Raw genomic sequence first — 26,020 nt, 5'->3', positions numbered from 1 at the left:
GTTCCGGCTAGTTCGTGGATTGCGCACACACTTTTCTGGAGGATCCGGCCACCATGTGGGATAAAGAAGACGTAGCAGCCGCTGGGTATTTGGCGGGCTGGAAGGTAGTTCGCCGGTTGCCCCAGCCGGTAGCGCGCACCATCTTCCGGTGGGTCGCGGATTATGCGAGCGATCGCGGGCGCGGCATGGATGGCCTGCGGCGAAACCTCACCCGCGTGGTAGGGGCAGAAAACGTCACGCGCGAATTGGTGCGCGATTCCATGCGCTCGTATATGCGCTATTGGATGGAGGCGTTTCGCCTTCCCGCGATTCATGCGGTTCCCCAGCTGCACGAGCGCCTCATGGGCGGCCTGGAGGGCCTTGAGCACTTTGATGCCTCCGCGCAATCTGGCCGCGGCGTGATCCTGGCGCTGCCACACTCCGGCAATTGGGATATGGCCGGGGTTTTCCTGGTGGGCCATTACGGGCAATTTACCACCGTGGCAGAGCGGTTAAGGCCGGAGGTGCTTTTTGATGCCTTCGTAGATTACCGCGAGGAATTAGGCTTTGAAGTCCTGCCGCTTACCGGTGGGCCGGCTACGCCCTTTGCGCGGCTGAAGGAGGCCCTTGAGGAGGGTGGAGTGGTCTGCCTATTGGCAGAGCGCGATATCACCCGCAGCGGTATCACAGTAGATTTTATGGGCGAGGAAGCCAATATGGCGGCAGGTCCTGCGCAGCTGGCCATCGAAACCGGTGCGGCACTCCACGTGGTGCATTCCTGGTTTGAAGGCGATGGCTGGGGGTTATCGGTGTCGCCAGAAGTAGAGGTCACCGATATTCAGGAGACCACCCAGCGCATGGCGGATGGGTTTGCGGCCAATATCCGGCGCCACCCCGCAGACTGGCACATGTTGCAGCCGCAATGGAATGAGGATGTGGAACGGCGCCGGCAAGCGCGAAAGGAACGTTCCCGTTAATGCGCATCGGTATCATTTGCCCGTATTCTTTTGACGAACCCGGTGGCGTGCAGGCCCATATCCTTGACCTAGCCACCGTTTTCATAGAACAGGGCCACTTTGTCCAGGTCCTTGGGCCCGCCGCGGAGTCCACGCCGCTGCCGGATTTCGTGGTCAAGGGCGGCCCAGCCTTCCCGATTGCGTATAACGGCTCGGTCGCGCGCTTGTCGGTGGGGCCAAAGGTAACCCGCAAGGTCAAGCGCTTCATCCAGGACGGGGATTTTGACGTTTTGCATATCCACGAGCCCAATTCCCCGAGTTTTTCCATGACCGCCTTGGCCGTGGCACACGGCCCGATGGTGGCGACGTACCACGCCTCGGCGGCCAATTCCCTCATCCTTACCTTGGCTAAGCCGCTGCTCGTGCCCTTTTTGGAAAAGATTCGCGGCGGCATTGCGGTATCGGACATGGCGCGGCGCTGGCAGGTGGAGCAATTGGGCGGCGATCCCGTCCTGATTCCCAACGGCGTCGATACCTCCGTCTATGCGCTTGCGCGCAAGAAAAGCCAGCCCGCGCTTGCCGATGCCCCACTCGAGGTCGTCTTCCTCGGCCGCCTCGACGAGCCACGCAAGGGCCTGGATGTTCTGTTAGCAGCATTGCGCCAGGTCAACAACAATATTCGCGTGACCATTATGGGCGGTGGCCGCGCCCGAGAGGTCGAGGGTGTGGACTTTGTCGGGCGTGTCAGCGATGCAGAAAAGGCACAGATCTTAGGCCGGGCCGATGTTTACGTGGCGCCGAATACGGGCGGGGAGAGCTTTGGCATCGTCCTAGTAGAGGCCATGGCCGCCGGTGCCGCCGTCGTGGCTTCCGATTTGGAGGCCTTTCGCGCGGTGTGCAACGCGGATTCGGATGAACCCGCGGGAGCGCTTTTCCGCACCGGCGATGCCTCCGACTTGGCGCGTGTGCTCAACCAGGTCTTGGATGATGCCGATTACCGGCGGCGTTTGGTGCGCAATGGCGTCCAACGCGCCCAGATGTATGACTGGGACCATGTCGCCGCGGCGGTCATGCAGGTCTATGAAACGGTCCAAGACGGCACGAAGGTGAGGGCGAAGCGATAATGGCGATTGAGATAACCATCGCGCTCGTGATCCTCATCCTTCTAGGATCATGGGCTATTTTTACCGCGCAGCGGCTAAACTTCCTGCACATTCGCACCGATGCCGCACTGGCGCAGCTGCAGGCGGCGCTGGACCGCCGGGCGGCGGTCACGGCGGCCGTGTCCCCGGATCTTGCTGCCTTGGCGCAAAAGGCCGAATCCACGGAGCTTTCGCATGGGCATTTCCAAGCCCGCACCATGGTAGAACGCGAGCTTTCGGCGGCCATCGTGCGCGATTTTCCGGTGGGCCAGCGCCCGGCCGCCTTGGCGGATGCGGAAGGCCGCATCCAGTTGGCGCATCGCTTTTATAACGAGGCGGTCAGCGATACGCGTGCGCTGCGCCTGCGCCCAGCGGTGCGTTTTTTCCACCTCGGCGGAACCGCTAAATTGCCCGAGTACTTCGACTACATGCTGGCGGATTGAAATTTAGCCGCGCGGCACCTGTGTGGTGGCATCGGTGCTCGCGTCAGGGTCGGCGGCGTTGGCATCGGCGTCGGCGGTGTCGGAGCCCGGCACGTTGATTCGCCCGGTATCTGGTGAGGGCGCGGCCTCTGCGGCGGCTTCCTGGGCTTGTTCCAGGCCGCTTGCTGCCACGATGGCCTTTTCTATGCGGCGCGACAGGCTTATCTCAAGGATGAACCAAATGAGCGCGATGAGGACCATGACGAGGATGAGCACGTTGCGGGCAACGAGGACGTAGACCGGAGTAAGGTCTGCGCCCACGTACTTCCACAGGTAGTCATAGTGGAACGGGTAGGCGTAGGTGCCGAGTGCGGCGGCGGCAACCGCGCAGACTGCGAGAAGGCCCTGGCAGATCTTGATGGGGACGAACCCGGCGAAGAGCTGTTGGCGTACGACCACCGCGAATAGCGGGCCGAGCCAGATGATGTACTGGGGCGAAAATACCTTATTGGTGGCAATGAGTAGCAGCACCATGAGGGTAAAGAAGGCAACGGTGGTGCGTGAGGTCCAGCCGCCAGCAATAAAACGGTACAGCGCCCAGCCCAGGGCGAAGACGAGCATTCCGGCCGTCGCGATGGTGCTCCACATGATGGCGGTATCGACTCCTGGGCCAGAAATCTCAAAACTCTTGGACGGCGCATAGCCTAGATGCCACTTGCCCGGGTTGAGGTGGGCTTGCAGGAGCAGGTAGGTCGCTGGAACGGATTCGAGCTGGAGTCCGCGCACCCCCTGATAGTCCAGGGGTGAAAGGAGCCGGTCCATGCCGGAGGTGGTGACCGTCAGCGCAGATAGTGCCGCAACGGAGCCGAAGAAGGACACCAGGCGGAGCCAGGAATTAGCGCTATTAAACCGCCCCACCAGCCCGGCGGCGAGGACTCCTGGCCAGAGCTTCATGGTGGTGGCGAAGCCCAAGAGAGCGGCGCCGGTCTTGGGATGAGAAATTAGGAGCGCGGCGGCACCGGCGACGGCAACCGCAGGGAAGATATCCAGGCGCCACACAAAGACGTGACCTGCGGCCGTACCGAAGAAGACCCAGAACCAGCCGGCGAGGAAAACGCGCTTATTGCGCTGGTGGTGGCGCAGCAGGAGGGCGAGGAAGGTGGCATCGACAAGCAGCGTCATGATGGTAAAGCCGATGTAGAACACGCCGCGGTCCCCACCGGTAAACCAACTTAAGATGATGGTGGGCCACGTTCCCGCATGGGGGTATTCGGTCATCAGCGTGGGATCGTCGCCATAAAGCCCAGCGAAATAATAGGCAACATCGCCGCGTGCACTGTGGTCGAGTTTTAAGAAATAGACCAATACCAAGCGGGCGAGAACCCAGCCCACCCATACTGCAGGAACTGACGCGATTCTTTTCACCCAAAAGATTCTAGGAAAAAATTTGGGCAGTGGGTAGTTCGAATCAGGTTGCTAGCCACTGGGGTTCGACCGGCTAGGGAGTAGGGTGGCAAGGCAGATAAGAACTTACGTGATATAGCGCATAGTAGGCGCACAAGGAAGGATGACTGTGGGCACCATTTCTGAGGTTTTAGCGTTAGAAGGCACCCAAGAAGCGGATGTCTTTTCTGGCCCGGCGATTCCCTCGCAGATTGAGCGCACCTTTGGTGGGCAGGTGGCAGCGCAGGCGCTAGCCGCGGCGCAAAGGACTGTAGATAATAAGCAGGTGCATTCCCTCCACGGCTATTTCGTTGGACCCGGTGATACGAAAAAGCCGCTGGAGCTGCGGGTGGAAAGGCTGCGCGACGGACGTTCTTTTGCCAGCCGGCAGGTTCGGGTCATCCAAGATGGCCGCCTCGTCTTTATTCTGCTGGCTAGTTTCCACCGCGATGGTGATACAGGGCCCGAACACCAGGATGTGGCGCCGCAGGTACTAAGCCCCGATGAAGCCGCGCGCCGCGGTGGCGGGGCACCCTATTCCACCCGAATCATCTTGAAGGAGTGGACTGATTGGGATATCCGTTTGGTCCCCGATGAAGGCCGCGATGATGCCGCCGCGGAGGTAACCGGTGCCGGATACCGCCATATTTGGTTCCGCAATACCGGCGAGCTTGGAAGCGACCCCGCATTCCACCGCGCTGCCTTGACATATATGTCCGATATGACCCTCATTCGGTCGGCGCTCATTCCGCACCAGGGAGAGAAGATCCAATTAGCAAGCCTCGACCACGCGGTGTGGTTTCTCCGCCCCTTCCGCGTGGATGAGTGGCTGCTTTATGAGCAGGTATCGCCTACAGCGTCGCAAGGCACGGCCATCGCGCGCGGTAAATTATTCACTGAACAGGGCGAACTCGTTGCGCTGGTCAATCAGGAGGGCTTGACGCGGTTCCTCGATGAGAACTTGGGTAGCGGTTCCGCCCATGGCAATTGGCATAACGTCTAGAAACGCCTCCGTATCCTGGGGGCGCTTTTCCCAGTTCGTGCAGGGCACGTATAATTGTCAACAGATTTAGAACCCAATTAGAAAGGGACTTAATGTCAGGCCACTCAAAATGGGCAACTACCAAGCACAAGAAGGCTGCCAATGACGCCAAGCGCGGCAAGGAATTTGCCAAGCTCATTAAGAACATTGAAGTGGCGGCGCGAACCGGCGGTGGTGATCCTGCGGCCAACCCAACGCTCGATGACATGATTAAGAAGGCCAAAAAGGCCTCCGTCCCCAATGACAACATCGAACGCGCCCGCAAGCGCGGTTCTGGTGAAGAAGCCGGTGGTGCCGACTGGGAGACCATCATGTACGAGGGTTATGGCCCCAACGGTGTCGCAATGCTGATTGAATGCTTGACCGATAACCGCAACCGCGCTGCTACCGATGTCCGCACCGCAATGACCAAGAATGGCGGCAACCTGGGTGAATCCGGCTCGGTTGCTTATATGTTCTCCCGCACCGGTTACGTCTTGGTGGAAAAGGGCGAGCTGAGCGAGGACGACGTCTTGATGGCGGTCCTCGATGCCGGCGCCGAAGAGGTCAAGGACCAGGGCGAGAAATTCGAGATCATCTGCGCTCCCACGGATGTGCAGGCCGTAAAGGAAGCACTCAAGGAAGCCGATATCGAGGTCGATGACTCCGATAACGATTTCCGCGCCTCCGTCGAGGTACCTCTTGACGCCAATGACGCGAAGAAGATCTTCCGCCTCATCGATGTTTTGGAAGACTCCGACGACGTCCAGAACGTATATACCAATATGGACCTATCCGATGAGGTCCTAGCGGAGCTAAACGCAGAGTAGGGATACTGCTCTTATTAGGCACTAGCTCGGTGGCGGCTCTTCGCGGATGCGGAGATGTCGGCGCCGGGCTTTTTATTGTGCTTTATTGGGGCCCTAGGTTCTCGCCGTGTTGTAGAACATGTGTGTGTAAGACATAATAGGGGAGCAAGATTGGTAACGACGAGGCCGCGGAACGGGGAGTGGGCGGGTGTGAATATCGAAGGCATGCGCGTGATGGGTATCGATCCCGGGCTCACCCGCTGTGGCCTGTCCGTAGTTCAAGCCGGGCGCGGGCGCGCGATCCTTCCCGTCTCCGTGGGAGTGGTGCGGACTCCCAGCGATAAGGATCTGACCGAACGGCTTTTGCGGCTATCCGTGGCGGCCAAGGAATGGATGGACGATTATTCGCCGGATGTGGTGGCCATAGAGCGCGTCTTCGAACGCGGCCAGGTCTCAACCGTCATGCAGACCGCGCACGTCGTAGGGGTTCTGGTACTCGCGGCCGCCGAGCGGGATATTCCGGTGTACATGTACACCCCATCCGAAGTGAAAAAGGCTATTTCTGGCAATGGGCGCGCGGATAAGAAGCAAATGACGACCATGATCACCCGTATCCTGGGGCTTACGGAGCCGCCCAAGCCGGCGGATGCGGCGGATGCATTGGCGCTGGCCGTCTGCCACTGCTGGCGGGCGCCAGCGATCGTGAGAATGGATAGTACCGGTTTAGGGCTCGGCGCAAAGACCAGCGGCGTCCGCGGGCGGGGGAAGGGTGTTCAGCCTTAGCTCGCCACACCCCCACAGGTTAAGTTTGTTCATTATTAGGTCATGTTGAAAGCGCACACAGGTAGGAAGGCACGGTAGAAAATGATTGCGGCATTGCGGGGAGAAGTCCTCCACATTGGTTTAGACCACGGCGTTATTGAATGCGGCGGGGTGGGCTATAAGTTCTTAGCCACCGCAAAGACGTTGGGAACCTTGCGCCGCGGAGAAACCGCTTTTGTGCTCACTACCTTGGTGGTCAAGGAAGACGCATTGACCTTATACGGTTTTACCAGCGACGATGACCGCGAAATGTTCCAAGTGCTGCAATCTGTGTCTGGCTTGGGGCCCAAACTCGCCTTGGCCGCGTTATCCGTCATGGGGGCAGAAGAACTGGCCGCAGCGATTGGCGGGGAGGATGTGAAGGCGCTGCAGTCTATCCCGGGCGTCGGCAAGCGCATGGCCCAACGCCTTACCCTGGAGCTCAAGGATAAGGTAAAGCGCTTTGCTGGAACTCCCGTGCCCGATGCTGCGTCGGAGGCAACAGGTGCCGGTGGCCCAGTTGTCGATAGTGTCACTGAAGCCCTCTTGGGCCTAGGGTTTACTGAGAAGGCGGCTCGCCCCGTGGTGGAGGCGGCATACGCCGAAGCCCCTGCGGCGGATACCTCAACCTTGCTGCGTGCGGCCCTGGCCCAGTTGGGTAAGCAGGGCTAAAAGAATACGACGTCAAGAAGACACAAAGGCTACAGCATGTCCGATATTGAGCGCACCGAGTTCAACCTCCCAGAGGGGATGAGTAAGGCGCACGAATCCCAGCACAATAGTGATGTGGAAGCCACCGCTCACGCCGAAGAACACGATATCGAGCGCTCCCTGCGCCCCAAGTCCCTGACGGAATTCATTGGGCAACCCAAGGTAAGGGAGCAGCTCTCCCTCGTGCTTACCGGCGCGAAGAACCGCGGGGTCACCCCGGATCACGTCCTGTTATCGGGGCCGCCCGGTCTGGGCAAGACCACCATGGCGATGATCATTTCGCAGGAACTCGGCACATCGCTGCGCATGACCTCCGGGCCGGCGCTGGAGAGGGCGGGCGACCTGGCGGCGATGCTCTCCAACCTCATGGAAGGCGACGTGCTGTTCATCGATGAGATCCACCGCATCGCCCGGCCTGCCGAAGAAATGCTTTATATGGCCATGGAGGATTTCCGCATCGATGTGATTGTGGGCAAGGGGCCGGGTGCTACCTCGATTCCCTTGGAGATCCCGCCGTTTACGTTGGTCGGGGCGACAACGCGAGCGGGAATGCTTACCGGTCCGCTGCGGGATCGCTTCGGTTTTACCGCCCAAATGGAGTACTACAGCACCGAGGATCTCACCCGCGTGATCAAGCGTGCGGCGCATATCTTGGACGTTGCCATCGATGACGATGCCGCCGTGGAAATCGGCTCCCGCTCGCGCGGCACCCCGCGCATTGCCAACCGCCTGCTGCGCCGCGTGCGCGATTATGCAGAGGTCAATGGCACCGGACGCATCGATCTGTCCGCAGCACAAGGGGCGCTGGAGGTATTCGACGTCGATGAAATGGGCCTAGACCGACTAGACCGCGCCGTCCTCAATGCCCTGATTAACGGCCACGGCGGCGGGCCGGTGGGTGTGAATACCTTGGCCATCGCCGTGGGCGAGGAACCCTCCACCGTGGAGGAGGTATGTGAGCCGTACTTGGTTCGCGCCGGCATGATTTCGCGCACTGGGCGGGGCAGGGTCGCCACCGCCGCCGCCTGGCAACACCTCGGCCTGACGCCTCCCGATGGCGCGATTGGGCTGTTTTAGGCAAGCGTGGGCACCGCGCTAGCGCGGCCGCAGAGGTGGAACCGACTCATGGTTTTTGTGAACGAAACGGTCTGGCATACTGGAAAGTTATGGAAATCATCTTTCTCATCATCATTGTCATTTTGTTCATCATTCCTTCCTTTATGGCGATGCGTAAGCAACGCCAGCGCCAGAACGATATGCAATCGCTGCAAAACTCCCTGCAGAATGGGGATCGCATCGTCACCGCCGGCGGTGTCCACGGCGTGGTGCGGGGAACCACCGATACCAGCGTGGACCTCGAGGTTTCCCCGGGCGTTACCCTCACCTTTGACAAGATGGCGGTGGTGCGCACCGAAAGCGAGGCCCAGAAGCTTGACCGCGGTGGTGCAAACAATGCCGTAGAGGCGCAGCGCGATAACGGTGAGAACAATAATGATGATGGATTCAACGGCGGGGAAGGTGAGCAGCCCTCTAGCCGTTAAGTCCTCGTTACCGCCCGCGCCCTTTTCCGAGTAGGCCGCGGGCGTATTCTGTGCATAAGCTGGGGGTTCTCTGAACCTGCACTCGGCTTATGAGAAACGTAGAACCTGACACATTTTCGCTGAATCGCGGACCCCGTTAAGGAAAATGTTGTTCCATGACGTACGATTGTGCGTTGTTAACGTGCCCGCGCCGAATCGGGCGGGCCGTATTTATTGTTTAATCACCCTGGTTTGCAGTGCACAGGAGAATATCGTTGTCCGCATCATCTAGAGGCGCTATGAAAAATAGCAACCGCCAATGGCCCAAGCGCGCCCTCGCGCTCTTTGGGCTTATCGTGGTTGTTATCTATGCGCTGGTCTTTTTTACCGGAAACCGCCAAGCCGCCCCGAAGCTAGGCATCGACCTGCAGGGCGGCACCCGCGTTACCTTGGCGCCACAAGGTGAAGACCCCACCCAGGATCAGCTACGGCAAGCGCGCAATATTTTGGAACAGCGCGTTAACGGCATGGGCGTTTCTGGTTCCGAGGTCGTCATTAACGGCAATACCCTCGTCATCACCGTGCCGGGCGAGGATGCGTCCCAAGCCCAGGCGGTGGGGCAGACCTCCCAGCTGTACTTCCGCCCAGTGGCACAACCCTCCGCGCCGGATCTGGACAAGCTCGACAAAGAGCTGGAGGATATGGCTAACCGGTGGGTCAAATACGGCGTCCTAGACAAGGACGAGGCGAATAAGAAGCTGGAAGACGTCACCAATGCCGTGGCCCAGCAAGAAGCGCAGGCGGAAGGCAAGGAGCCGAAGGACGTCAAGGCGCCGAAGGTCTCCGCCAAGCCCTTGGACGAGCCTTCAAACTCCATTGAGCAGACCGAGCGCCGCGACGAAGTCACTGAGATGTTGTTGAAGGACCGCCAATCGGACGATCCGACAACGCAGGCAGCGGCCTCGTCGCTTTTAACCTGCCAAGGCTCCGCCGACCCACTGGCTGGTGCGGACGATCCGTCCAAGCCTTTTGTGACCTGTGATTACGACAGCGGCACCCCCTATGTCTTGGAGCCAGCGCCGTTGCTCAACGGCGTTGAGGATGAAGACGGCACCCGCCTGACGGGTAATGAGATTGATACCAATTCCCCGATTAATGGCGGCCTGAACCCGCAGTCCGGCCAGATGGAGATTAGCTTCTCCTTCAAGACCGGCAATGGCCCGAACGGTTCCCAGACCTGGGCTGACCTCACGCGGGAGCATCTGAACGACCAGATTGCCATCACCCTTGACTCGGCCGTCATTTCGGCGCCGGTTATCCAGGGCGCTACCCCGTACGGCTCTGCTACCTCCATTAACGGTGACTTTAGCCAGGAAGAAGCCAATAACTTGGCCAATAACCTGCGTTATGGTGCACTGCCGCTGTCCTTTGCCGGCGAAAACGGCGAGCCCGGCGGCACGGTAGAGTCCATTCCGCCGACACTGGGTAAGGCAGCGCTCGAGGCCGGCCTGTGGGCAGGCTTGGCAGGTTTGATTTTGGTCATCCTGTACTCGCTGTACTACTTCCGCGCGCTCAGCGGTGTGTCCGTCATCTTCTTGCTTGGCTCCGGCCTGCTGACCTACGGCGCCATCGTCCTGCTGGGGCGTTGGATCGGGTACTCGCTCGACCTGTCCGGTATCGCCGGTCTAGTCATCGGTGTCGGTGCGACCGCGGACTCGTTCGTGGTCTACTACGAACGCATCAAGGATGAGCTCCTAGAGGGTAGAACCTTCAGGTCAGCAACGCAGAAGGCGTGGGAGCGTTCGCGTAGCACCATCGTGACCGGTAACGCGGTGACGCTGATTGGTTCTGTCATCGTCTACTTCCTCGCCATCGGTGAGGTAAAGGGCTTCGCGTTCACCTTGGGCTTGACCACGATCTTCGACCTCGTCGTGTCCTTCCTGGTCATGGCGCCGTTGATGCAGATCATCGGCCGCCGCCCAGCGGCAGCCAAGCCATCGATGAACGGTTTGGGCGGAATTTACGCGCTGATTGAAGAGCGACGCGAACGCGGCTACTACGCGGAGTCCCGCGGCGTTGCTACCGCATCGCAGGCGCGCGCCACTGACAATTCGGCATCCGCTAGCGCCGATTCGTCTGAGAGCTCAGCGCCCTCAGCAGCTGCGGAAGATGAGGAGAAATAATCATGGCCGTATCTACTAAACACAAGATTTCGCGTTTGGATCGTCTCTATGAAGACGAGCGTGGCTATGACTTCATTGGCCACACCAAACGGTGGTACGCGATTACCGCCGCGCTCCTCGTCGGCGCCATCGCCGCCATCTTGATTCGCGGGTTCACCCTCTCCCTCGATTTTGAGGGAGGTACCACCTTGTCCATGCCCGCTGGGGACTTGAAAGAGGACGAGGTAGCTACCGTCTTTGAGGACTCCACCGGCGTTGAACCCGAGCAGGTGCGCATCGTCGGCGCCGGCGATTCTGAGACGCTCGAAATCACCTCTGAGCGCCTGAGCCAAGAAGAGGTAGATAGCGCCCGGTCCGCAATCTATGAGGAATTCCAGCCAAAGGATGAAAACGGGGAGGCCACCCCGGACGCCATTGGTTCCTCCACCGTGTCCGAGTCCTGGGGTTCTTCCATTACCCAGCGCATGATTCTGGCCATGGTCGTATTCCTCGTCGCTGCGACCATCTATGTGGCGGTGCGCTTGCAAAAGATCATGGCGTTTGCTGCCATCTCGGCGCTTATTATCGATGGCATCGTCATCGCCGGTATCTACGCCCTCTTTGGGTTTGAAGTTTCTCCCGCCGTCATCATCGGTTTGCTCACCGTGCTGACCTTCTCCATCTATGACTCCGTCATCGTCTTTGACAAGGTCAATGAAAATACGGCGGGGCTGGAGGGCCAACGTTCTAAGACCTACGGTGAGCTGGCCAACTTGGCGATCAACCAGACGGTCATGCGCTCTATTTCTACGTCCATCATTTCCGCGCTGCCGATTATCGCGTTGTTCGTCATCGCCGTGTGGCTGATGGGCATCGGCACGCTGCGCGATCTGGCGCTGATCCAGCTCATCGGCGTTATCGAGGGCATTTTCTCTTCGATCTTCTTGGCCACCCCGTTGGTGGTGACGTTTGCTAATTGGACCAAGCGCGTCAAACAGCACACGCAGCGTGTGCTGGATTACCGCGCGGGTAAGTCTGAGGATGGTGAACCGGCGCAAGAGCGTTCTGCGAAGCGCAAGGTGGTCACGCCTTCCGATGCCGGGGCCAAGACCCGCAAGGAAGTGGCAGAAGAGCAATCCGATCACGGCAGTAGCGTCTCCGGTCATACCGGTGCTACCTGGCGCCCAGGCCGCTAATCGCCCTGAAGCACGGCATAATCAGGCAGAGTAAAGCTCGGTCTTTGAAGGAGAAAAAGGGGGTTGTGCGTACCGTGGAACGCAGACTAGGCACCACACGGTGGTGGGGTAGCCGTCCCAAAATCACGGCTATTGCGGCGGGGCTTTCCGCCCTTGCGCTGGTAGCGGCCTCGTGCAGCAGCGAGGAATCCGATAGCGGTGACCAGGCAGCGCCCAGCGATCCGGAGTCCTATAACTACACCGGTTATATGGTCAACTCCCAGTTGGCAACGACGAATGCCGGTACCGCCTTCGGCAGCACCACCTCCGCGGCGCAGCTTTCGACGCGCCTTTATCCCGGCCTTTTCGTGCCAGGTCCCTCCGGACAGCTCATTCCCAACGCGGATTTGGTCGAGACCGAAAAGCTTCCGCCCGCAGCAGATAGCGACCAGGAAAGCGTGCGTTTGACGCTTGCCGATGACGCCACATTCTCCGACGGCGCCCCCGTCACCTGCGATGATTACCTGCTTGCCTATACGGCCGGTACGCACCCGGTGGAGTTTGCCTCGCATATGCCGCTGATGAATGACATCGCGGACATCGAGTGCGCACCGCACAGCAAGGCCTTTACGCTGACCTTCTATAAAGACCAGGGCCACCGCTGGCGCCAGATGTTTGGCCCTGGCACGGTCATGCCTGCGCACGCGCTTGCACAGAAGACGGACATGAGCATGGAGGATCTCAACGCGGCCCTGCACGCAGAAGACATGGCGGCGCTGCAGCCAGTGGCTGAGTTGTGGCGCTATGGGTTTTCCACTGCCAAGGATGATTTTGATCCCGAGTTGCAAGTGTCTTATGGCCCCTTCACAGCAGAAAAGGTCGGCGATTCTGGCGAGGTTTTCTTAAAGGCCAATGAGCAGTATCGCGGCGATAAGCCTGCCTTGGACCGGCTCGTCGTGTGGCCGAGTAGCGCCGACGCGCAGGAGCTTGAGGATAAGGGCGTACTCAAGGTGGCAGACTCCGCCACCGCGGCGCCCGGCTGGCTTTCCGGGAACGCGGGTGAGGACGCAGAATCCGCGGAAGGCAAAGAACCAGACCACGACTCCGCTGGGGAGGACTCCGCGGGCGCAGGCAATGACCAGTTTGAGACGACCACCAAGGTGGGCCTGCAAACCGATACGCTGACGCTGTCACAGGCCGGGATCTTCGCAGAGCCTTCTGCAAGGAAGGCATTTGCCGCCTGCGTTGATCAAGCGGCGCTGGCACACAAGAGCTCCGAAATATCTGGCGTCGACGTCCCGCCGGCGTATGTCCGCACCGTGTCCGTACAGGATCCGGTGGCCCAAACGCTTGGATCGGTGGCGAAGGACCACGAAGGAACGGACATGGCTGCGGCCGGCCAGTTGAACGGCACCACCATCAAGGTGGGCTACGTTGGCCCGGATAAGCGCTACCAGGCGATGGTCGAGGCGCTGCGCGCCTCGTGCGAACCGGCGGGCATTACCATTGAGGACGCTGCGGACGAACAGCTATCGCAGTTTTATCTCAACCCCAATCCGGAAACAGGTGAGCCCACCATTGATGCCTTCTTGGGCCCGGTCGACCCGCTGACCGAGTACTCTGCGGCAGATTCCAGCATCAAAAACTCCGTGCAGCTCAAGGAACAGGAAGAGCAGCTGTGGGACAGCGTTCCCTCCATTCCTGTTGCTGCGCAGCCGCGCGTGTTCATCGTTCACCGCGACGTGGAGGGTGTCCTGCCGTACACTGGCATCTCGGGCATCGGCTGGAACATGGACCGTTGGCACGTGTCGGCACAAGAACCTGTGGAAAAGGCTTAGCCCTTTTTCCTCTCAAATTATTTCTCGCTATTTATTTCTCAAGGAAGATGATGAGTTCCCAGTACGAATCAGCAGCACAAGCTTTGCACGACAAGGTGCGCCTCGTTCAGGATTTTCCAGAGGAAGGAATCCTCTTTGAAGATCTCACCCCGGTATTGGCCGATCCTGAGGCATTTCAGGCCGTCGTTGATGGCCTAGCGGCCGCCTGCGAGGAGTTGGGCGCGGATCTTATCGGCGGCCTGGATGCCCGCGGATTCCTGCTGGGCTCAGCCGTGGCATACAAGTTGGGCTTGGGCATTTTGGCCATTCGTAAAAAGGGCAAGCTTCCGCCGCCGGTTTATACCGAAGAATACGAGCTGGAGTACGGCTCGGCCGCGTTGGAGATCCCCGCCAGCGGCGTTGATGTGAAGGGCAAGCGCGTGGTGCTTGTCGATGACGTCCTGGCCACCGGTGGCACCCTCCACGGCGCCAAGCTGCTGCTTGAATCTGCCGGCGCCGAGGTTGCGGGTAACGTCGTGGTGCTAGAGGTTAAGGGCCTGAACGGCCGGGAGCGCTTATCGGGCCCGCCGCTTATTGTGCTAGATGACGCTGACTAAGATGGTGTGTCTAAGCTAGATCACACGATCTGGAAAGGCGCCGCAGCCAGCACTATAGGCTGTGGCATTGTGAAGGGCGGTAGAGATGGCCACTGATAAGTCAGCAAAACGCCAGGCTAATAACGGGATGCGGAGCATGTCTGCCCGCCTTGCCCGGTCACTGACCGGCGGGCGGGTCAAGATTAACCCGGTGCTCGATCCCCTCATGTCCATTCACCGGAAATTCCACCCCAAAGCGGATGCGGAATTGCTCAACGCTGCCTATAACACCGCAGAAAGGCTGCATGAGGGAGTATTCCGTAAGTCGGGCGAGCCGTATATTACCCACCCGCTAGCCGTGGCTACGATCGCCGCGGAAATCGGCATGGATACCACCACCATCGTTGCAGCACTCTTGCACGATACGGTGGAGGATACCGAGTACACGCTGGAGGATCTGACTCGCGACTTCGGGCCCGAAGTGGCCCGGCTTGTTGATGGCGTGACCAAGCTGGACAAGGTGGCCCTGGGTGCTGCGGCGGAAGCCGAGACCATCCGGAAGATGATCGTCGCCATGGCCAACGATCCGCGCGTGCTGGTCATCAAGGTCAGCGACCGTCTGCACAATATGCGCACTATGCGCTTTTTGCCGCCGGAAAAGCAGGCCAAGAAGGCGCGCCAGACGCTAGAGGTCATCGCCCCCTTGGCCCACCGGTTGGGCATGGCGAGCGTGAAATGGGAGTTAGAGGATCTGTCTTTTGCCATCCTCTATCCCAAAAAGTACGACGAAATCGTGCGCATGGTGGCAGAGCGCGCGCCCTCGCGCGATCGCGCCTTGAAGGAAATCATCAACCAAGTCAGTGCCGCCTTAAAGGAAAACGGCATCGAGGCCGAGGTAATGGGCCGGCCGAAGCACTACTGGTCCATCTATCAAAAGATGGTCGTGCGCGGCCGCGAGTTCGCGGAGATCTTTGACCTAGTGGGCATCCGCGTACTGGTGGATGACATCAATAGCTGTTACGCCGCCATTGGCGTCGTGCACTCCATTTACCAGGCCTTGCCTGGGCGTTTTAAGGATTATATTTCCTCCCCGCGCTTCGGCGTCTACCAGTCTCTGCACACCACGGTGCTCGCGGACGGCGGAGCAACACTGGAGGTACAGGTCCGCACGCACGAGATGCACTACAACGCCGAATTCGGCGTCGCCGCGCACTGGCGCTATAAGGAAACGAAGGGCAAGAATTCTGGGCACCAAGAAGAGGTGGACCAGATGGCTTGGATGCGTCAGCTGCTGGATTGGCAGAAGGAAGCGGCAGACCCCAATGAGTTCCTCGATTCATTGCGCTATGACCTGACGGCGCGCCAGATCTTCGCCTTTACCCCAAAGGGCGATGTGGTGGATTTGCCGGCGGGTTCCACCCCGGTAGATTTTGCCTACGCCGTGCACACGGAGGTTGGCCACCGCTGCATTGGCGCCAAGGTTAACGGCAAATTGGTGGCGCTAGAATCGCCGCTGAAATCCGGCGACAAGGTAGAAATCTTTACTTCCAAGGATCCCAACGCCGGCCCATCGCGCGATTGGCAGGAATTCTTGGTCTCGCCGCGGGCCAAGGCGAAGGTGCGCCAGTGGTTTGCCAAGGAAAGGCGCGAGGAGCACCTCGAAGCCGGGCGCGATGCCTTGGCCTCTGAGGTGCAGCGCGGCGGCTTGCCGATGCACCGCCTGTTTACCGCCAGCTCCATGAAACAGGTCGCAGAACAGCTGCACTATTCCGATGTCGATGCCCTGTACACAGCTATCGGCGCAGGCCACGTCTCCGCACAGCACGTGGCCAACCAATTGGTGGCCATGTTCGGCGACCGCGATGATGCCGTGGATGCCCTGGCTTCCCGAACCCCACTCTCGGAGCTCGAGCAGTCCCGCGCGCAGCATACCAAGGACTCCGCCTCCGGCACGGGCATCTTGGTGGAGGGAAGCCCCGATGTCATGGCCAAGCTCGCGAAGTGTTGCCAGCCAGTGCCTGGGGACGCCATTTTTGGCTTCGTCACCCGCGGCGGGGGAGTGTCCGTGCACCGTGCGGACTGCGCCAACGCGGAAAAGCTCAAATCTGAGCCGGAGCGCATGCTGAAGGTGGAGTGGTCCTCTGGCACCTCTTCTACCGGTGCGTTTTCTGCCACGCTGCAGCTTGAGGCATTGGACCGTCAGGGCCTGCTGTCTGAGCTAACGCGGGTATTAAGCGATCAGAACATCAATGTGTTGACGATGAATTCGAACCGCGGCGAGGACCAAATTGCCACGATGCGTTTTACCTTCTCCGTATCGGATACCAAACAGCTGGGGTCCTTGATGACGACGTTGCGCAATACCGAGGGCGTCTTTGACGTCTACCGTGTGACTGCCTAACCGCCTTCCCGCGCGGCTACCTCCCTGTGCGGTTGCTTGATAGAGCAACGCGCGGGCTACGCGCACGTGACGATTGTGTGAACTCTTGGCGGAGGAAAGGTAAAAGCCCAGTTCACGGTGGTTGTGCTTCCTGCGGGTTGGTTAAGAAAGCGGTATATATTGTCTGAATGCTTTCTACGACACAGGAGTAATTATGCGGTTCCGTCGCATTGGCCAGTTGGTGGCCGCTACCACCGTTACCGCCGTCGCGCTTTCTGGCACACACGCCCTAGCGCAGGAGGATACGATTACCATCTCGGTCACCAATATCACTGACCTGCACGGCCACTTGGAAGATGGCCTGAGCGACCCTGCTAAGGCGGGCGATGAGATTGGCGTGGCCCGCCTGCAATCGCTTATCAAGCAGGTCAACGAAGGCCAAAAGTTCAACCTCACCTCTTCGGGCGATAACGTGGGCGGTTCTGCATTCGTCTCGGCCATCTCGGATGACAAGTACACTCTGGAGGCGCTCAATGCCATGGGGATGAAGGTCACCGCAGTGGGCAACCACGAATTCGACAAGGGCACCGAGGACCTAACGGACCGTATTGAGCCAGCTTCTGACTATCCCATCCTCGGCGCCAATGTATTAAAAGACGGCAAGCCGCTCTTGGATGCCTCTCATGTGGAAGAAATCGACGGCGTGAAGGTCGGCTACGTCGGCACCGTCACCCAAAACACCAAATTCAAGGTATCTGCGGCAAAGATTCCGGGCGTTACCTTTACCGATCCCGTTGAGGCAACGAACAAGGAAGCCACCCGTTTGAAGGAAAGCGGCGAGGCGGATGTCGTGGTTTCCCTCTTCCACGAGGATGCGGAGGAATATGCGGAAGGCTTCAATAAGGATGTCGATATCCTCTTCGGTGGCGATACCCACCAGACCACCCAGGGCACGGTAGAGCGTGAGGGCGCGCTGCCACTGCAGTGGGCACAAGGCTACGAATACGGCAAGCTGCTTAATGATGCCGATATTACCTACGACAAGGCCGCCCGCAAGGTAAAAAGCATTGAGCTCAAGCAGTACGATGCGACTGCTGCCGCGCAGGTAGAGCCGGATGCTGAGATTGCGGGCATCGTTAAGAAGGCACAGGATGAGGCCGAGGTAGAAGGCTCGAAGACCGCTGGCACAGTCGAAACCGACTTGTTCCGCGGCTCCGATGAGGGGCAAAAGTCAGGTTCCAACCGTGGTGTCGAGTCCACCCTGAATAACTTCATCGCGGAAGGGCAGCGTTATGCCATGAGCAAGCAGGTGGGCGAGGACATCGACCTCGGCGTCATGAATGCCGGCGGCGTGCGCGCCGATTTGCAGGGCGGCGACGTCACCTACAAGGACATCTTTGAGGTCCAGCCATTTGGTAACTCCGTTATTACCGCGAAGGTCTCCGGCAAGGACTTCATCACCGCTTTAGAAAACCAGTGGCAAGAGGGCAGCAGCCGGCCGCGTCTAGCCATGGGCCTGTCCAATAACGTGCAGGTGGTCTATGACTACAAGGCAGCCCAGGGTGAGCGCGTCAAGTCCGTCACCATCAACGGCGAGCCCCTTGACCCGAACAAAGACTATTCCATCGCGCTTTCTTCCTTCCTCGCGTCCAGCGACAGCGAAAAAGGCGGCGATGGCTATTTTGAGGCAGGCTCCATCAAGGACAAGAACGATGTGGGATACATGGACGCCCAAGCCATGATCGATTACATCGCGTCCGGCGAGTCCGAAGTCCGCAAGGGACAGGGCCAAATTGGCGCCCACATCGATGGTGAAATTGTCCCTGGCAAAGAAATCACCGTCGATCTGTCCAGCTTGAACTACACCAGCGAGGGCGAGCCCATGGCCAAGACCGTCACGGTGAAGCTAGGAGATGAGGAAGCAACCGCCGATATCGATAATTCCAAGCAGGAAGGCGATGACCAATATGGCGAGCGCGGCCGCGCGCAGGTAAAGCTGACCGTTCCAGAGGGCCTGACCGGCTCCCAGAACCTGAAAATCACCACCGATGCCGGCACGCAAGCGATCCTGCCCGTGGAAGTGGGTGAAGCCGGCGGTGACGAGGCCGGCTCCCAAGAGGATGGTTCAGAAGATGAAGACTCCCCGAAGCTCCCGCAAGGCTCGTCCTTTGGCGGCGCAGCCCTGGCCATCATCGCGGCGCTCGCGGCAGGGATAGCCTTTATTGGCCTGAATCCTCAGGTGCTTCCGGCACCGCTGCGGGCCATCTTTGACGATCTGCGCAAGACCTTTCACATCTAAATAGGAATCTAATTCCTGCGCGTTGACACTAAGCGCTTTTCCTCCCCTTACCTCGAGGAAAAGCGCTTATTTTTCTGTGCATTCTCTTATAGCCTAGTAATCTCAAATGCCGTGGATATCTTTGAACGGTTTTTACGCGAGGCTACTTTTCAACTAGGAATCGAGCTACATCGAGTTCCTGTGGTCATGTTGTCTACCTTAGGCATCTATCTTGCCTTTATGGTCTTGGTAAAGCTGTTTGGCTCCCGCGTATTGACCTCCATGACGGCCTCTGACGCGATCATCATCATTATGTTCGGTGCCGTTGCCGGGCGTGTGATTATCGGCGTTCCACCCACCTTGGCCGCGGGCGTTATTGGCCTGACAACCCTTATGGCCCTAGAGGCTGCATTCGGTACCATCCGCAAGGTGGTGAAGTGGACGCGGTTTTTAGATCGCCGGCCCGTTCTCATCGTCTTTCAGGGCGAGATGATCGACGATAATCTCACCGTTTCCCACATCACTCGCTCGGACGTATATTCCGCAGTGCGCAAGTCTGGCCTCGGCCGCATGGAAGACGTCCAGGTCATGGTCTTAGAGCCCACCGGCCACATCTCCGTAATTAAGAATGGCCAAGAAATCGACCCAGAGATATTCAATGACCTCGTCGGCTCTGGATACATCAGGCGGGCAAAGGAATCTTAAAGGGTTCTGAGCAGGGGGCGCAGAACCGGTGCGAAGGTCCATCTGGGTAGTGCTCTGGCTGCCCCAGAATATGCGAAACCGCTGTGCCCAGATTTAGGGCACAGCGGTTAAAAGCGCTTAAGAAGCGTGAAAGATTAGAAAGGAAGCTTGAAGTTCTTCATGAAGTCGTCGATGTTGAGGTACTTGTTAGCGAAAGCGAAGAGAGTACCCAATGCGCCGATAGCAGCGGTGAAGACGCCGATCCAGGCCTGGACTTCATTAGCCTTCTCCTGAGAAGTCTTTTCGGGCTGAGGCTTCTTCTTAGGATCCTCGTTGGCGTCACCGGTGCCCTTGCCGTTAGCGTACGGCTGCGTTGCTGCGCCCTTCTCGATGGAGGAGGACAGGGTGGTGGGTACCTCAGCAGCGGTGGCCACTGCGGTGCCAGCGAAGGTGACGGACAGGGCGGTTGCGCCGGCAACGAGAGCCTTGCGGGAGATAAGCTTCATATCTTGCTTCCTAACGAGCTTGTGGTGTTCAAAGACTCCTTAGATATTAGACAGCCGTATTACGGTCTGCAACAGATCGTGCAAACTTTTATTAAAAAAGATTGTCAAAACGTATCGGGCAGTGTGGTAGTTGACGCTTAATGTTAATGGTGTGAATGGCTCGGGGAGATATTAGATCCTTAAGCGCAGGTAGAGGGTTATATTGAGCGGAGAAATGGAGCTGAAAAAATCCCCAACGTTGAGCACCGAAATGATCCGTGCTCCACGCTGGGGAGTTCCCACTAACCCCTAAATGGGGTTAGTAAGTGAGGGGGTGGGAGGCGGTAGGGGGTCTTCCTATATAGTTTGGACCTGACCCCTGTTTGGTGGACACCTGATATCCGGCCCAGTCGGGTTGGGGAGAAAGGTAATCTACCACCATGTCCAGGTACTGAGAACAGTTCAAGCGCGATGCCGTGGCTCTCTATGAGAACAATGAGGACCTCTCGCTGAACTCAGCATCAGCAGAGCGCGGTATTAACCGTGCCTCGCTTCATTCTTGGGTCAAAAAGTACGGCACCGGCAAACGTGCCGGCATAAAAGCCATGCAGGATAAAGCCCAAGCGGCGAATGATTCGTGAGACGGATCCGCCAGTTAGAAAAAGAAAACGCGAAGCTGCGCGAAGAACGTGACATCCTGCGCAAGGCCGCTAAATATTTTGCTTAAAGCAGACTCACGGGAGTTCTGTTTCCAGTGTGTCTATGACCACCGAACCGAGTACTCGGCTTATGCGGATGTGCCACGTTTTAAAGCTGAATCGTTCCTCGTTTTATAAATGGGTCCAAACTCGTAAAAAGCGCAGGATAAGAGATGTATTCTGATGCCGTTATTGGTGCGAGAATCACAACCATCTTTGATGATGAGCACGGGCTTTATGGTGCTAAACGCATCGCTGCGAGCCTTAAGGAGGACTCGGCGTATGTCCCGGTCAATCACAAGAAAGTTGCACGAATTATGAAAGCCATGGGACTTAAAGGCTTTACCAAGCGTCGCCGATGCATCACTACCAGGTGTAAGCCTGGCCACCGTGTCATGCCAGATTTACTAGGCCCGCTTATTCACAGCCAACGAGCCGAATCGCGTTTACGTCGGCGATATTATCTACCTTCCGTGTAAGGGAGGGAAAAACATGTATTTGGCCACAGTCATTGACACTTCATTCACGGAAACTTGCAGGTTATGCACTCGCAGACCACATGCGTGTCTCGTTGGTCATTGATGCTCTATCCCACGCGCATGGTGTGCGTGGCAGTCTGGACGGGGCTATTTTCCATTCCGATCACGGCAGTGTGTACACCTCACAGGCCTTTAGGAGCTATTGCTCGTCGTTGGGTGTGCGCCAGTCTATGGGAGCGGTAGGAACGAGTGCTGATAGAAGCCCTAGCAGAATCGTTTAACGCCACTTTAAAGCGGGAAGTGCTGCGAGAGCGGAAAGTTTTTGACAATCCGATCGCCTGCCGCCGGGAAGTCTTCCGGTGGTGCATGCGTTATAACACGCGCCGGCGGCACTCCTGGTGCAATCTTGTAGCGCCGGATGTCTTTGAAGCCGAGACTTCAGCTACACTGACTAAAGCAGCATAGCTAACCCCCGACGTGTCCACTTTCCGGGGGTAGGCCCGGCTCAACAATTAGGGAGTGGAATGTACATGCTGAAACCCCTGGAAAGCATCACAATTTTTTCGGTCCTCATGGCCCTCACGCTCTATGTATTTATTAGCATTATTGCTGCTTCGAATGACGGCTTTCCGTTTCTTGTTGGCGCATTATTTCTTCTGGCCACCGCTATCGCGGTTGTGCTTATCGGGATAAATATTTCGCTCTGGAGCCATAGGCGAGCGCGGTATTCTACATCCACGATAGGAAAAATCGGCGCGTGGATAGTTACCGCCGGAATTGTTATTGCAGTTGCTGCCGTTATCACTCAGCTGTTTCGTGCCGGTGGTTTTTGGGAACCGTTGTTTAGTGAGCTTTTATGGGTAATAACTGCAGCCACCGGATTACTTTGGCTGGGATTTATTCTTCTTATGGTTTCCGGGAGAACTCGCTAAGCCAAAACGGTGCCCCGCGAGATAAAAACGCCATGAAAAGGGCCGTGTCCGGCACGTAAAGTGCGTGGGCACGGCGTTCATGTAAGCCGCAGCGATGATGGTGCGGCGGAAGGTTTACTTCTTCGCTGCTGCGAAACGCTCTGCAACGTCGTCCCAGTTGAGGACGTTCCAGACGGCCTTGACGTAATCAGGCTTGACGTTCTTGTATTGCAGGTAGAAAGCGTGCTCCCACATATCCAGCATCAGCAGTGGGGTGAAGTTCACGGAGGTGTTGCCCTGCTGGTCGGTCAGCTGCTCAACGAGCAGGCGGCCAGCAATGTGGTCGTAACCCAGCACGGCCCAGCTGGAACCCTGCAGGCCGAGTGCTGCTGCGGAGAAGTGCGCCTTGAACTTCTCAAAGGAACCGAAGTCGCGGTCGATAGCCTCCGCGAGCTCAACGGTTGGCTCGCCGCCACCGTTAGGGCTCAGGTTCTTCCAGAAGATGGAGTGGTTGGTGTGAAGTGCCCTGAGTTTTGTTCCTAGGTATTTGCCTTGATTTCTATTATTCCCTGTTGCGAGTTCTTCTTCCAAAATTCGGTCTCCACCTCGGCCGGGGTTCGGCATCCCAGGCTTTGGTGGAGCCTTACCTCGTTCCACCATGACACCCACGCGAATGTCGCAATTTCTACCTCGACAACATCATTCCACTTGCGAGTATGGATGAGTTCGTTCTTGTAAGAGCCGTTAACGTTTTCAGCTAGAGCATTGTCGTAGGAGTCACTGACAGTCCCTGGAAGTATTTTCCAATGTCCATGCCGATGACATAGTCGTAGGCCATGTCAGACCTCCTAGCGAGTTGAATTAGTATGAGACTTCTTTCATCGCTGGTGGTCGGGCATACTTCACGCTGGCATCCACATTACTTTGAGACCTCACACACTTGATGTGGGTCAGGTTCCTATTAGCAGTTTGGAGTATGTCACTGCCTTCGGCGGCATCACCCCCCGGATCATTGTCAGACAGGGACGAAAATAAGCCATACCGAAGCCAGCGACTAGTTCCATTGCTCCTCAAAAGAAAAGCAAAAGGAACGCAGACAAACATAACCTGCCCCTGCACAGAGGCAGAGTTACGAATTCTGGGCTCCCTTAAGTGGAACTGCTAACAACGTAATGGGGCATCGGCAAGCGCCGATGCCACAGACTAAGCCTTTACCGTAGCCTTTTTAATCTTTACCTCTTCAGCAGGCTTGCCGTCTTCTTGGCCTGGGTGACCGCCCTGATCGCCGGTGTCTACGCCGGCCTCGGCAATCTTGTCCAGGGTCTTCAGGCCTTCTTCGGAGATGGTGCCGAAGTAGGTGTAGTTAGGGGCAAGCTCCGAGTCATCGTAGTTAAGGAAGAACTGGGAGCCGTTGGTATCTGGGCCGCTATTGGCCATGGCGACGGAGCCGCGGGGGTAGACAACGGGGTTCTGTGCGTCCTTGGCATCGGTTTCATCGGCGGGGTATTCATCGTCAAACTTGAAGCCTGGGCCGCCGGAACCGGAACCGGTGGGATCGCCGCACTGGAGCACGTTCAACACGCCAGAGGTCATGCGGTGGCACACGGTGTCATCGTAGAAGCCGGATTCAGCCAGTTCCGAGATGGCGTGGGTGGTGCACGGCGCAGCGGCGCGGTCCAGGTCCATCTCAATCGGGCCCTGGGTGGTATCGAAGGAGACGGTGACGGTGCCCTCGGTGGAAATATCCTTGCCGTCGGGCTTCTTCGCGCCGTGGCCATCCTGGCCATTGTCCTCGTAGTTGCACTGGACGGTGGCTGGCAGGGCTTCCGCGCGCTTGCCGCTCAAGGGTTCAGCCTTGGGGGCTTCCTGCGTGGTCTGTGCCTCAGAGGTATCTTCTGCCTGGATGTCGCCCTCAGAGCCATCGCGGGTGGACAGGAAGTAGATTCCTCCGGCGATGCCAAGGATGACGACGAGCGAGGCTGCGGCGACACCAAAAGGACGAGTCTTTTGCTTGCGGTCACGGGACTTTAGCTCACGATCGAGCTTGTGCAGCGCGTCTTCTCCGCGCTTTTTATTATCTGGCACCGTGGGACAACCTTTCTAGCGATTATCGGTGACGTGTCTCAACTTGGACGATTTTAGCGGCTTTGCGGACACGGGGCTGACTTGGCTCGGGGATTGGGTTGAGCAATAAACGGCGAGCTATAGCGGGGAAGCAAAAGTATCAGTATGCTCGGGGCCATGGCTGAAGTTAAATTTTCTGACGAACCTACCCAAACCGCTGGTGAGCTTCCTGCTGTAGGGGAGTCCATCCCAGAGTTCACCCTCGTTGGCACCGACCTTTCTGAGGTCACCAATAAGGATTTCGAGGGCAAGCGCCTCGTTATCTCGATTTTCCCTTCCATCGATACGGGCGTGTGCCAGCAGCAGCTGCGCACCTTTAATGAAAAGGCCGCGGGCCTGGACAACACCGTTGTCTTGTCCGTTTCCCGCGACCTGCCCTTCGCGCTGGATCGTTTCTGCGCCGCAGAGGGCATTGAAAACGTGGAGACCGCCTCCGATTTCCGCTCCGATTTTGGTGAGAAGTTCGGCGTGACCCTGCAAGGCTCCCCGCTCAAGGGCCTGTTGGCGCGCTCCGTTGTGGTCACCGACGCTGACCACAAGGTCATCTACAACGAATTGGTGCCAGAGGTAACCACCGAGCCGGACTACGAGAAGGCTCTTGCCGCCCTGCAATAAAGCTTGAAGCTAGCAGGTTAAATAAAACCAGCACCCAGCCTTTCCCCATAACCCGCCGTGGCTGTGGGCGCCAAGGCTGGGTGCTTTTTGCATGGTTATGTGGCTTGAATCCAGAGGCCACTGCGTTCAGGGGCGCGATGGGGACGAGCCTCGTTAGACTTAAATTATGGATATTCAAGGATTTACCGCGGGCCCATTTCGCACCAATACCTATATCGCGGCGGAGGGAAAGCGCGCCTTCATCGTGGATCCAGGCATGGATTCCATGTCGCAGGTCCTAGCGCACGACTATGACTATGAAGCCATCGTGCTTACGCACGGCCACATCGACCACACCCGCGAGGCCGGGGACTTGGCGCAGGAGCTCGATATCCCCGTTTATATTCATCCGGCAGATAGGTTCATGTTGGATTCCGGGGAGGGTGTCTCCGCCCAGGCGCAGGAGCTATTCAATGCCTCGAGCATGCTGCCCATTGCCGATCTCCGCGAACTCCACGGTGGGGAGGAACTGGAGCTAATCGGGCATACATTTACCCTCCAGCACGCCCCTGGGCATTCGCCGGGGTGCGTTCTGATCATTTCGGATACTTTTGCCCTTACCGGTGATGTCCTTTTTGCCGGGGGAATGGGGCGGGTCGATCTGCCGGATTCTAATCCGCAGGCCATGCTGGATTCATTGGCGGGCCCGGTGTGGGATTTGGACGATGAGCTGGACATTCTTCCCGGCCACGGCCCAAGCTCAACCATGCGTCAGGAGAGGGCGACCAACCCATTCCTGCGAAAATCCCAATCCCATGGGGTACTCTAGTGAC

22 protein-coding genes and 3 pseudogenes are annotated in these 26,020 nt (G+C 58.1%); 20 read left to right on the top strand and 5 right to left on the bottom strand.

The features are described from left to right. Positions 1 to 53: 53 nt before the first annotated feature. From HMPREF1287_RS03335 to HMPREF1287_RS03325, 3 genes are read left to right on the top strand one after another with little or no spacing between them, the layout of a single operon-like run. Complete coding sequence (locus HMPREF1287_RS03335; RefSeq protein WP_023017396.1) at positions 54 to 956, top strand: phosphatidylinositol mannoside acyltransferase; 903 nt, start codon at positions 54 to 56, stop codon at positions 954 to 956. Next, positions 956 to 2,059: a glycosyltransferase family 4 protein gene (locus tag HMPREF1287_RS03330; protein WP_023017397.1), complete on the top strand. Its 1,104-nt coding sequence runs from the start codon at positions 956 to 958 to the stop codon at positions 2,057 to 2,059. The genes HMPREF1287_RS03335 and HMPREF1287_RS03330 overlap by 1 nt, the downstream gene beginning before the upstream one ends. Further along, positions 2,059 to 2,520, top strand: coding sequence for a hypothetical protein (locus tag HMPREF1287_RS03325; protein WP_023017398.1), 462 nt, complete (start codon positions 2,059 to 2,061; stop codon positions 2,518 to 2,520). The genes HMPREF1287_RS03330 and HMPREF1287_RS03325 overlap by 1 nt, the downstream gene beginning before the upstream one ends. A gap of 3 nt (positions 2,521 to 2,523) precedes the next feature. Here HMPREF1287_RS03325 and HMPREF1287_RS03320 read toward each other — a convergent pair whose 3' ends face one another. Next, positions 2,524 to 3,924: a DUF2029 domain-containing protein gene (locus HMPREF1287_RS03320; RefSeq protein WP_034654064.1), complete on the bottom strand. Its 1,401-nt coding sequence runs from the start codon at positions 3,922 to 3,924 to the stop codon at positions 2,524 to 2,526. A 142-nt stretch (positions 3,925 to 4,066) separates the two neighbouring features. On the opposite strand from HMPREF1287_RS03320, the gene HMPREF1287_RS03315 reads away from it, so the two are divergent. The 13 genes from HMPREF1287_RS03315 to HMPREF1287_RS03255 all read left to right on the top strand — a co-directional run bounded on the left by HMPREF1287_RS03315 (position 4,067) and on the right by HMPREF1287_RS03255 (position 19,917). Then, positions 4,067 to 4,945, top strand: a complete 879-nt coding sequence (locus HMPREF1287_RS03315) for an acyl-CoA thioesterase II (protein WP_084519546.1) — start codon at positions 4,067 to 4,069, stop codon at positions 4,943 to 4,945. 92 nt (positions 4,946 to 5,037) lie between these two features. Continuing rightward, positions 5,038 to 5,793, top strand: a complete 756-nt coding sequence (locus HMPREF1287_RS03310) for a YebC/PmpR family DNA-binding transcriptional regulator (protein ID WP_023017401.1) — start codon at positions 5,038 to 5,040, stop codon at positions 5,791 to 5,793. 189 nt (positions 5,794 to 5,982) lie between these two features. After that, the gene (gene ruvC, locus HMPREF1287_RS03305; RefSeq protein WP_005283305.1) at positions 5,983 to 6,555 is read left to right on the top strand and encodes a crossover junction endodeoxyribonuclease RuvC; all 573 of its coding nucleotides are present in this window, start codon (positions 5,983 to 5,985) and stop codon (positions 6,553 to 6,555) included. An 81-nt stretch (positions 6,556 to 6,636) separates the two neighbouring features. Beyond that, positions 6,637 to 7,245 (top strand): Holliday junction branch migration protein RuvA, encoded by a 609-nt coding sequence (gene ruvA / locus HMPREF1287_RS03300; protein ID WP_023017402.1) that lies wholly within the window; start codon positions 6,637 to 6,639, stop codon positions 7,243 to 7,245. Positions 7,246 to 7,281: 36 nt separating this feature from the next. Then, entirely contained in the window at positions 7,282 to 8,361 is a 1,080-nt protein-coding gene (gene ruvB, locus HMPREF1287_RS03295) for a Holliday junction branch migration DNA helicase RuvB (protein WP_005278995.1), read from the top strand. Between the two features lie 89 nt (positions 8,362 to 8,450). After that, positions 8,451 to 8,825, top strand: coding sequence for a preprotein translocase subunit YajC (gene yajC, locus HMPREF1287_RS03290; RefSeq protein ID WP_005283298.1), 375 nt, complete (start codon positions 8,451 to 8,453; stop codon positions 8,823 to 8,825). Between the two features lie 278 nt (positions 8,826 to 9,103). Beyond that, positions 9,104 to 10,987, top strand: coding sequence for a protein translocase subunit SecD (gene secD / locus HMPREF1287_RS03285; RefSeq protein WP_023017403.1), 1,884 nt, complete (start codon positions 9,104 to 9,106; stop codon positions 10,985 to 10,987). Between the two features lie 2 nt (positions 10,988 to 10,989). Next, positions 10,990 to 12,162 (top strand): protein translocase subunit SecF, encoded by a 1,173-nt coding sequence (gene secF / locus HMPREF1287_RS03280; RefSeq protein ID WP_023017404.1) that lies wholly within the window; start codon positions 10,990 to 10,992, stop codon positions 12,160 to 12,162. 65 nt (positions 12,163 to 12,227) lie between these two features. Then, positions 12,228 to 13,979 (top strand): ABC transporter substrate-binding protein, encoded by a 1,752-nt coding sequence (locus HMPREF1287_RS03275; RefSeq protein WP_023017405.1) that lies wholly within the window; start codon positions 12,228 to 12,230, stop codon positions 13,977 to 13,979. Positions 13,980 to 14,029: 50 nt separating this feature from the next. After that, positions 14,030 to 14,575: an adenine phosphoribosyltransferase gene (locus HMPREF1287_RS03270; RefSeq protein WP_023017406.1), complete on the top strand. Its 546-nt coding sequence runs from the start codon at positions 14,030 to 14,032 to the stop codon at positions 14,573 to 14,575. A gap of 85 nt (positions 14,576 to 14,660) precedes the next feature. Continuing rightward, positions 14,661 to 16,955: a bifunctional (p)ppGpp synthetase/guanosine-3',5'-bis(diphosphate) 3'-pyrophosphohydrolase gene (locus HMPREF1287_RS03265; protein WP_034654063.1), complete on the top strand. Its 2,295-nt coding sequence runs from the start codon at positions 14,661 to 14,663 to the stop codon at positions 16,953 to 16,955. 193 nt (positions 16,956 to 17,148) lie between these two features. Further along, positions 17,149 to 19,233 (top strand): bifunctional UDP-sugar hydrolase/5'-nucleotidase, encoded by a 2,085-nt coding sequence (locus HMPREF1287_RS03260; protein ID WP_023017408.1) that lies wholly within the window; start codon positions 17,149 to 17,151, stop codon positions 19,231 to 19,233. Between the two features lie 186 nt (positions 19,234 to 19,419). After that, positions 19,420 to 19,917, top strand: coding sequence for a DUF421 domain-containing protein (locus HMPREF1287_RS03255; protein WP_023017409.1), 498 nt, complete (start codon positions 19,420 to 19,422; stop codon positions 19,915 to 19,917). 134 nt (positions 19,918 to 20,051) lie between these two features. Here HMPREF1287_RS03255 and HMPREF1287_RS03250 read toward each other — a convergent pair whose 3' ends face one another. Next, positions 20,052 to 20,402: a hypothetical protein gene (locus HMPREF1287_RS03250; protein ID WP_023017410.1), complete on the bottom strand. Its 351-nt coding sequence runs from the start codon at positions 20,400 to 20,402 to the stop codon at positions 20,052 to 20,054. Between the two features lie 455 nt (positions 20,403 to 20,857). Here HMPREF1287_RS03250 and HMPREF1287_RS12400 point away from each other — a divergent pair. Then, positions 20,858 to 22,023 (top strand): annotated as a pseudogene (locus HMPREF1287_RS12400) (IS3 family transposase). A gap of 65 nt (positions 22,024 to 22,088) precedes the next feature. After that, a complete protein-coding gene (locus tag HMPREF1287_RS03240; protein ID WP_023018212.1) occupies positions 22,089 to 22,490 on the top strand; it encodes a hypothetical protein in 402 nt (133 codons plus the stop codon). Positions 22,491 to 22,604: 114 nt separating this feature from the next. Here HMPREF1287_RS03240 and HMPREF1287_RS03235 read toward each other — a convergent pair. From HMPREF1287_RS03235 to HMPREF1287_RS03230, 3 genes and pseudogenes are all read right to left on the bottom strand, one after another. Beyond that, positions 22,605 to 22,988 (bottom strand): annotated as a pseudogene (locus tag HMPREF1287_RS03235) (superoxide dismutase); the annotation flags it as partial. Between the two features lie 20 nt (positions 22,989 to 23,008). After that, a pseudogene (locus HMPREF1287_RS12050) lies at positions 23,009 to 23,260 on the bottom strand (integrase core domain-containing protein); the annotation flags it as partial. A 412-nt stretch (positions 23,261 to 23,672) separates the two neighbouring features. Next, positions 23,673 to 24,554 carry a peptidylprolyl isomerase gene (locus tag HMPREF1287_RS03230; protein ID WP_023017413.1) on the bottom strand — a complete coding sequence of 294 codons (882 nt, stop codon included), beginning with the start codon at positions 24,552 to 24,554 and terminating at the stop codon, positions 23,673 to 23,675. A gap of 156 nt (positions 24,555 to 24,710) precedes the next feature. Here HMPREF1287_RS03230 and tpx point away from each other — a divergent pair, with 156 nt between their 5' ends. Together tpx and HMPREF1287_RS03220 are read left to right on the top strand one after the other, a co-directional pair. Further along, a complete protein-coding gene (gene tpx / locus HMPREF1287_RS03225; RefSeq protein WP_005279015.1) occupies positions 24,711 to 25,208 on the top strand; it encodes a thiol peroxidase in 498 nt (165 codons plus the stop codon). Positions 25,209 to 25,374: 166 nt separating this feature from the next. After that, a complete protein-coding gene (locus HMPREF1287_RS03220) occupies positions 25,375 to 26,016 on the top strand; it encodes an MBL fold metallo-hydrolase (RefSeq protein WP_023017415.1) in 642 nt (213 codons plus the stop codon). Positions 26,017 to 26,020 lie beyond the last annotated feature (4 nt).

The sequence above is a fragment of the Corynebacterium sp. KPL1986 genome (assembly GCF_000477975.1).
Taxonomy (GTDB): domain Bacteria; phylum Actinomycetota; class Actinomycetes; order Mycobacteriales; family Mycobacteriaceae; genus Corynebacterium; species Corynebacterium accolens.
The sequence above is the reverse complement of the archived record's forward strand: the minus strand, read 5'-3'. Positions and strand labels throughout refer to the sequence as shown.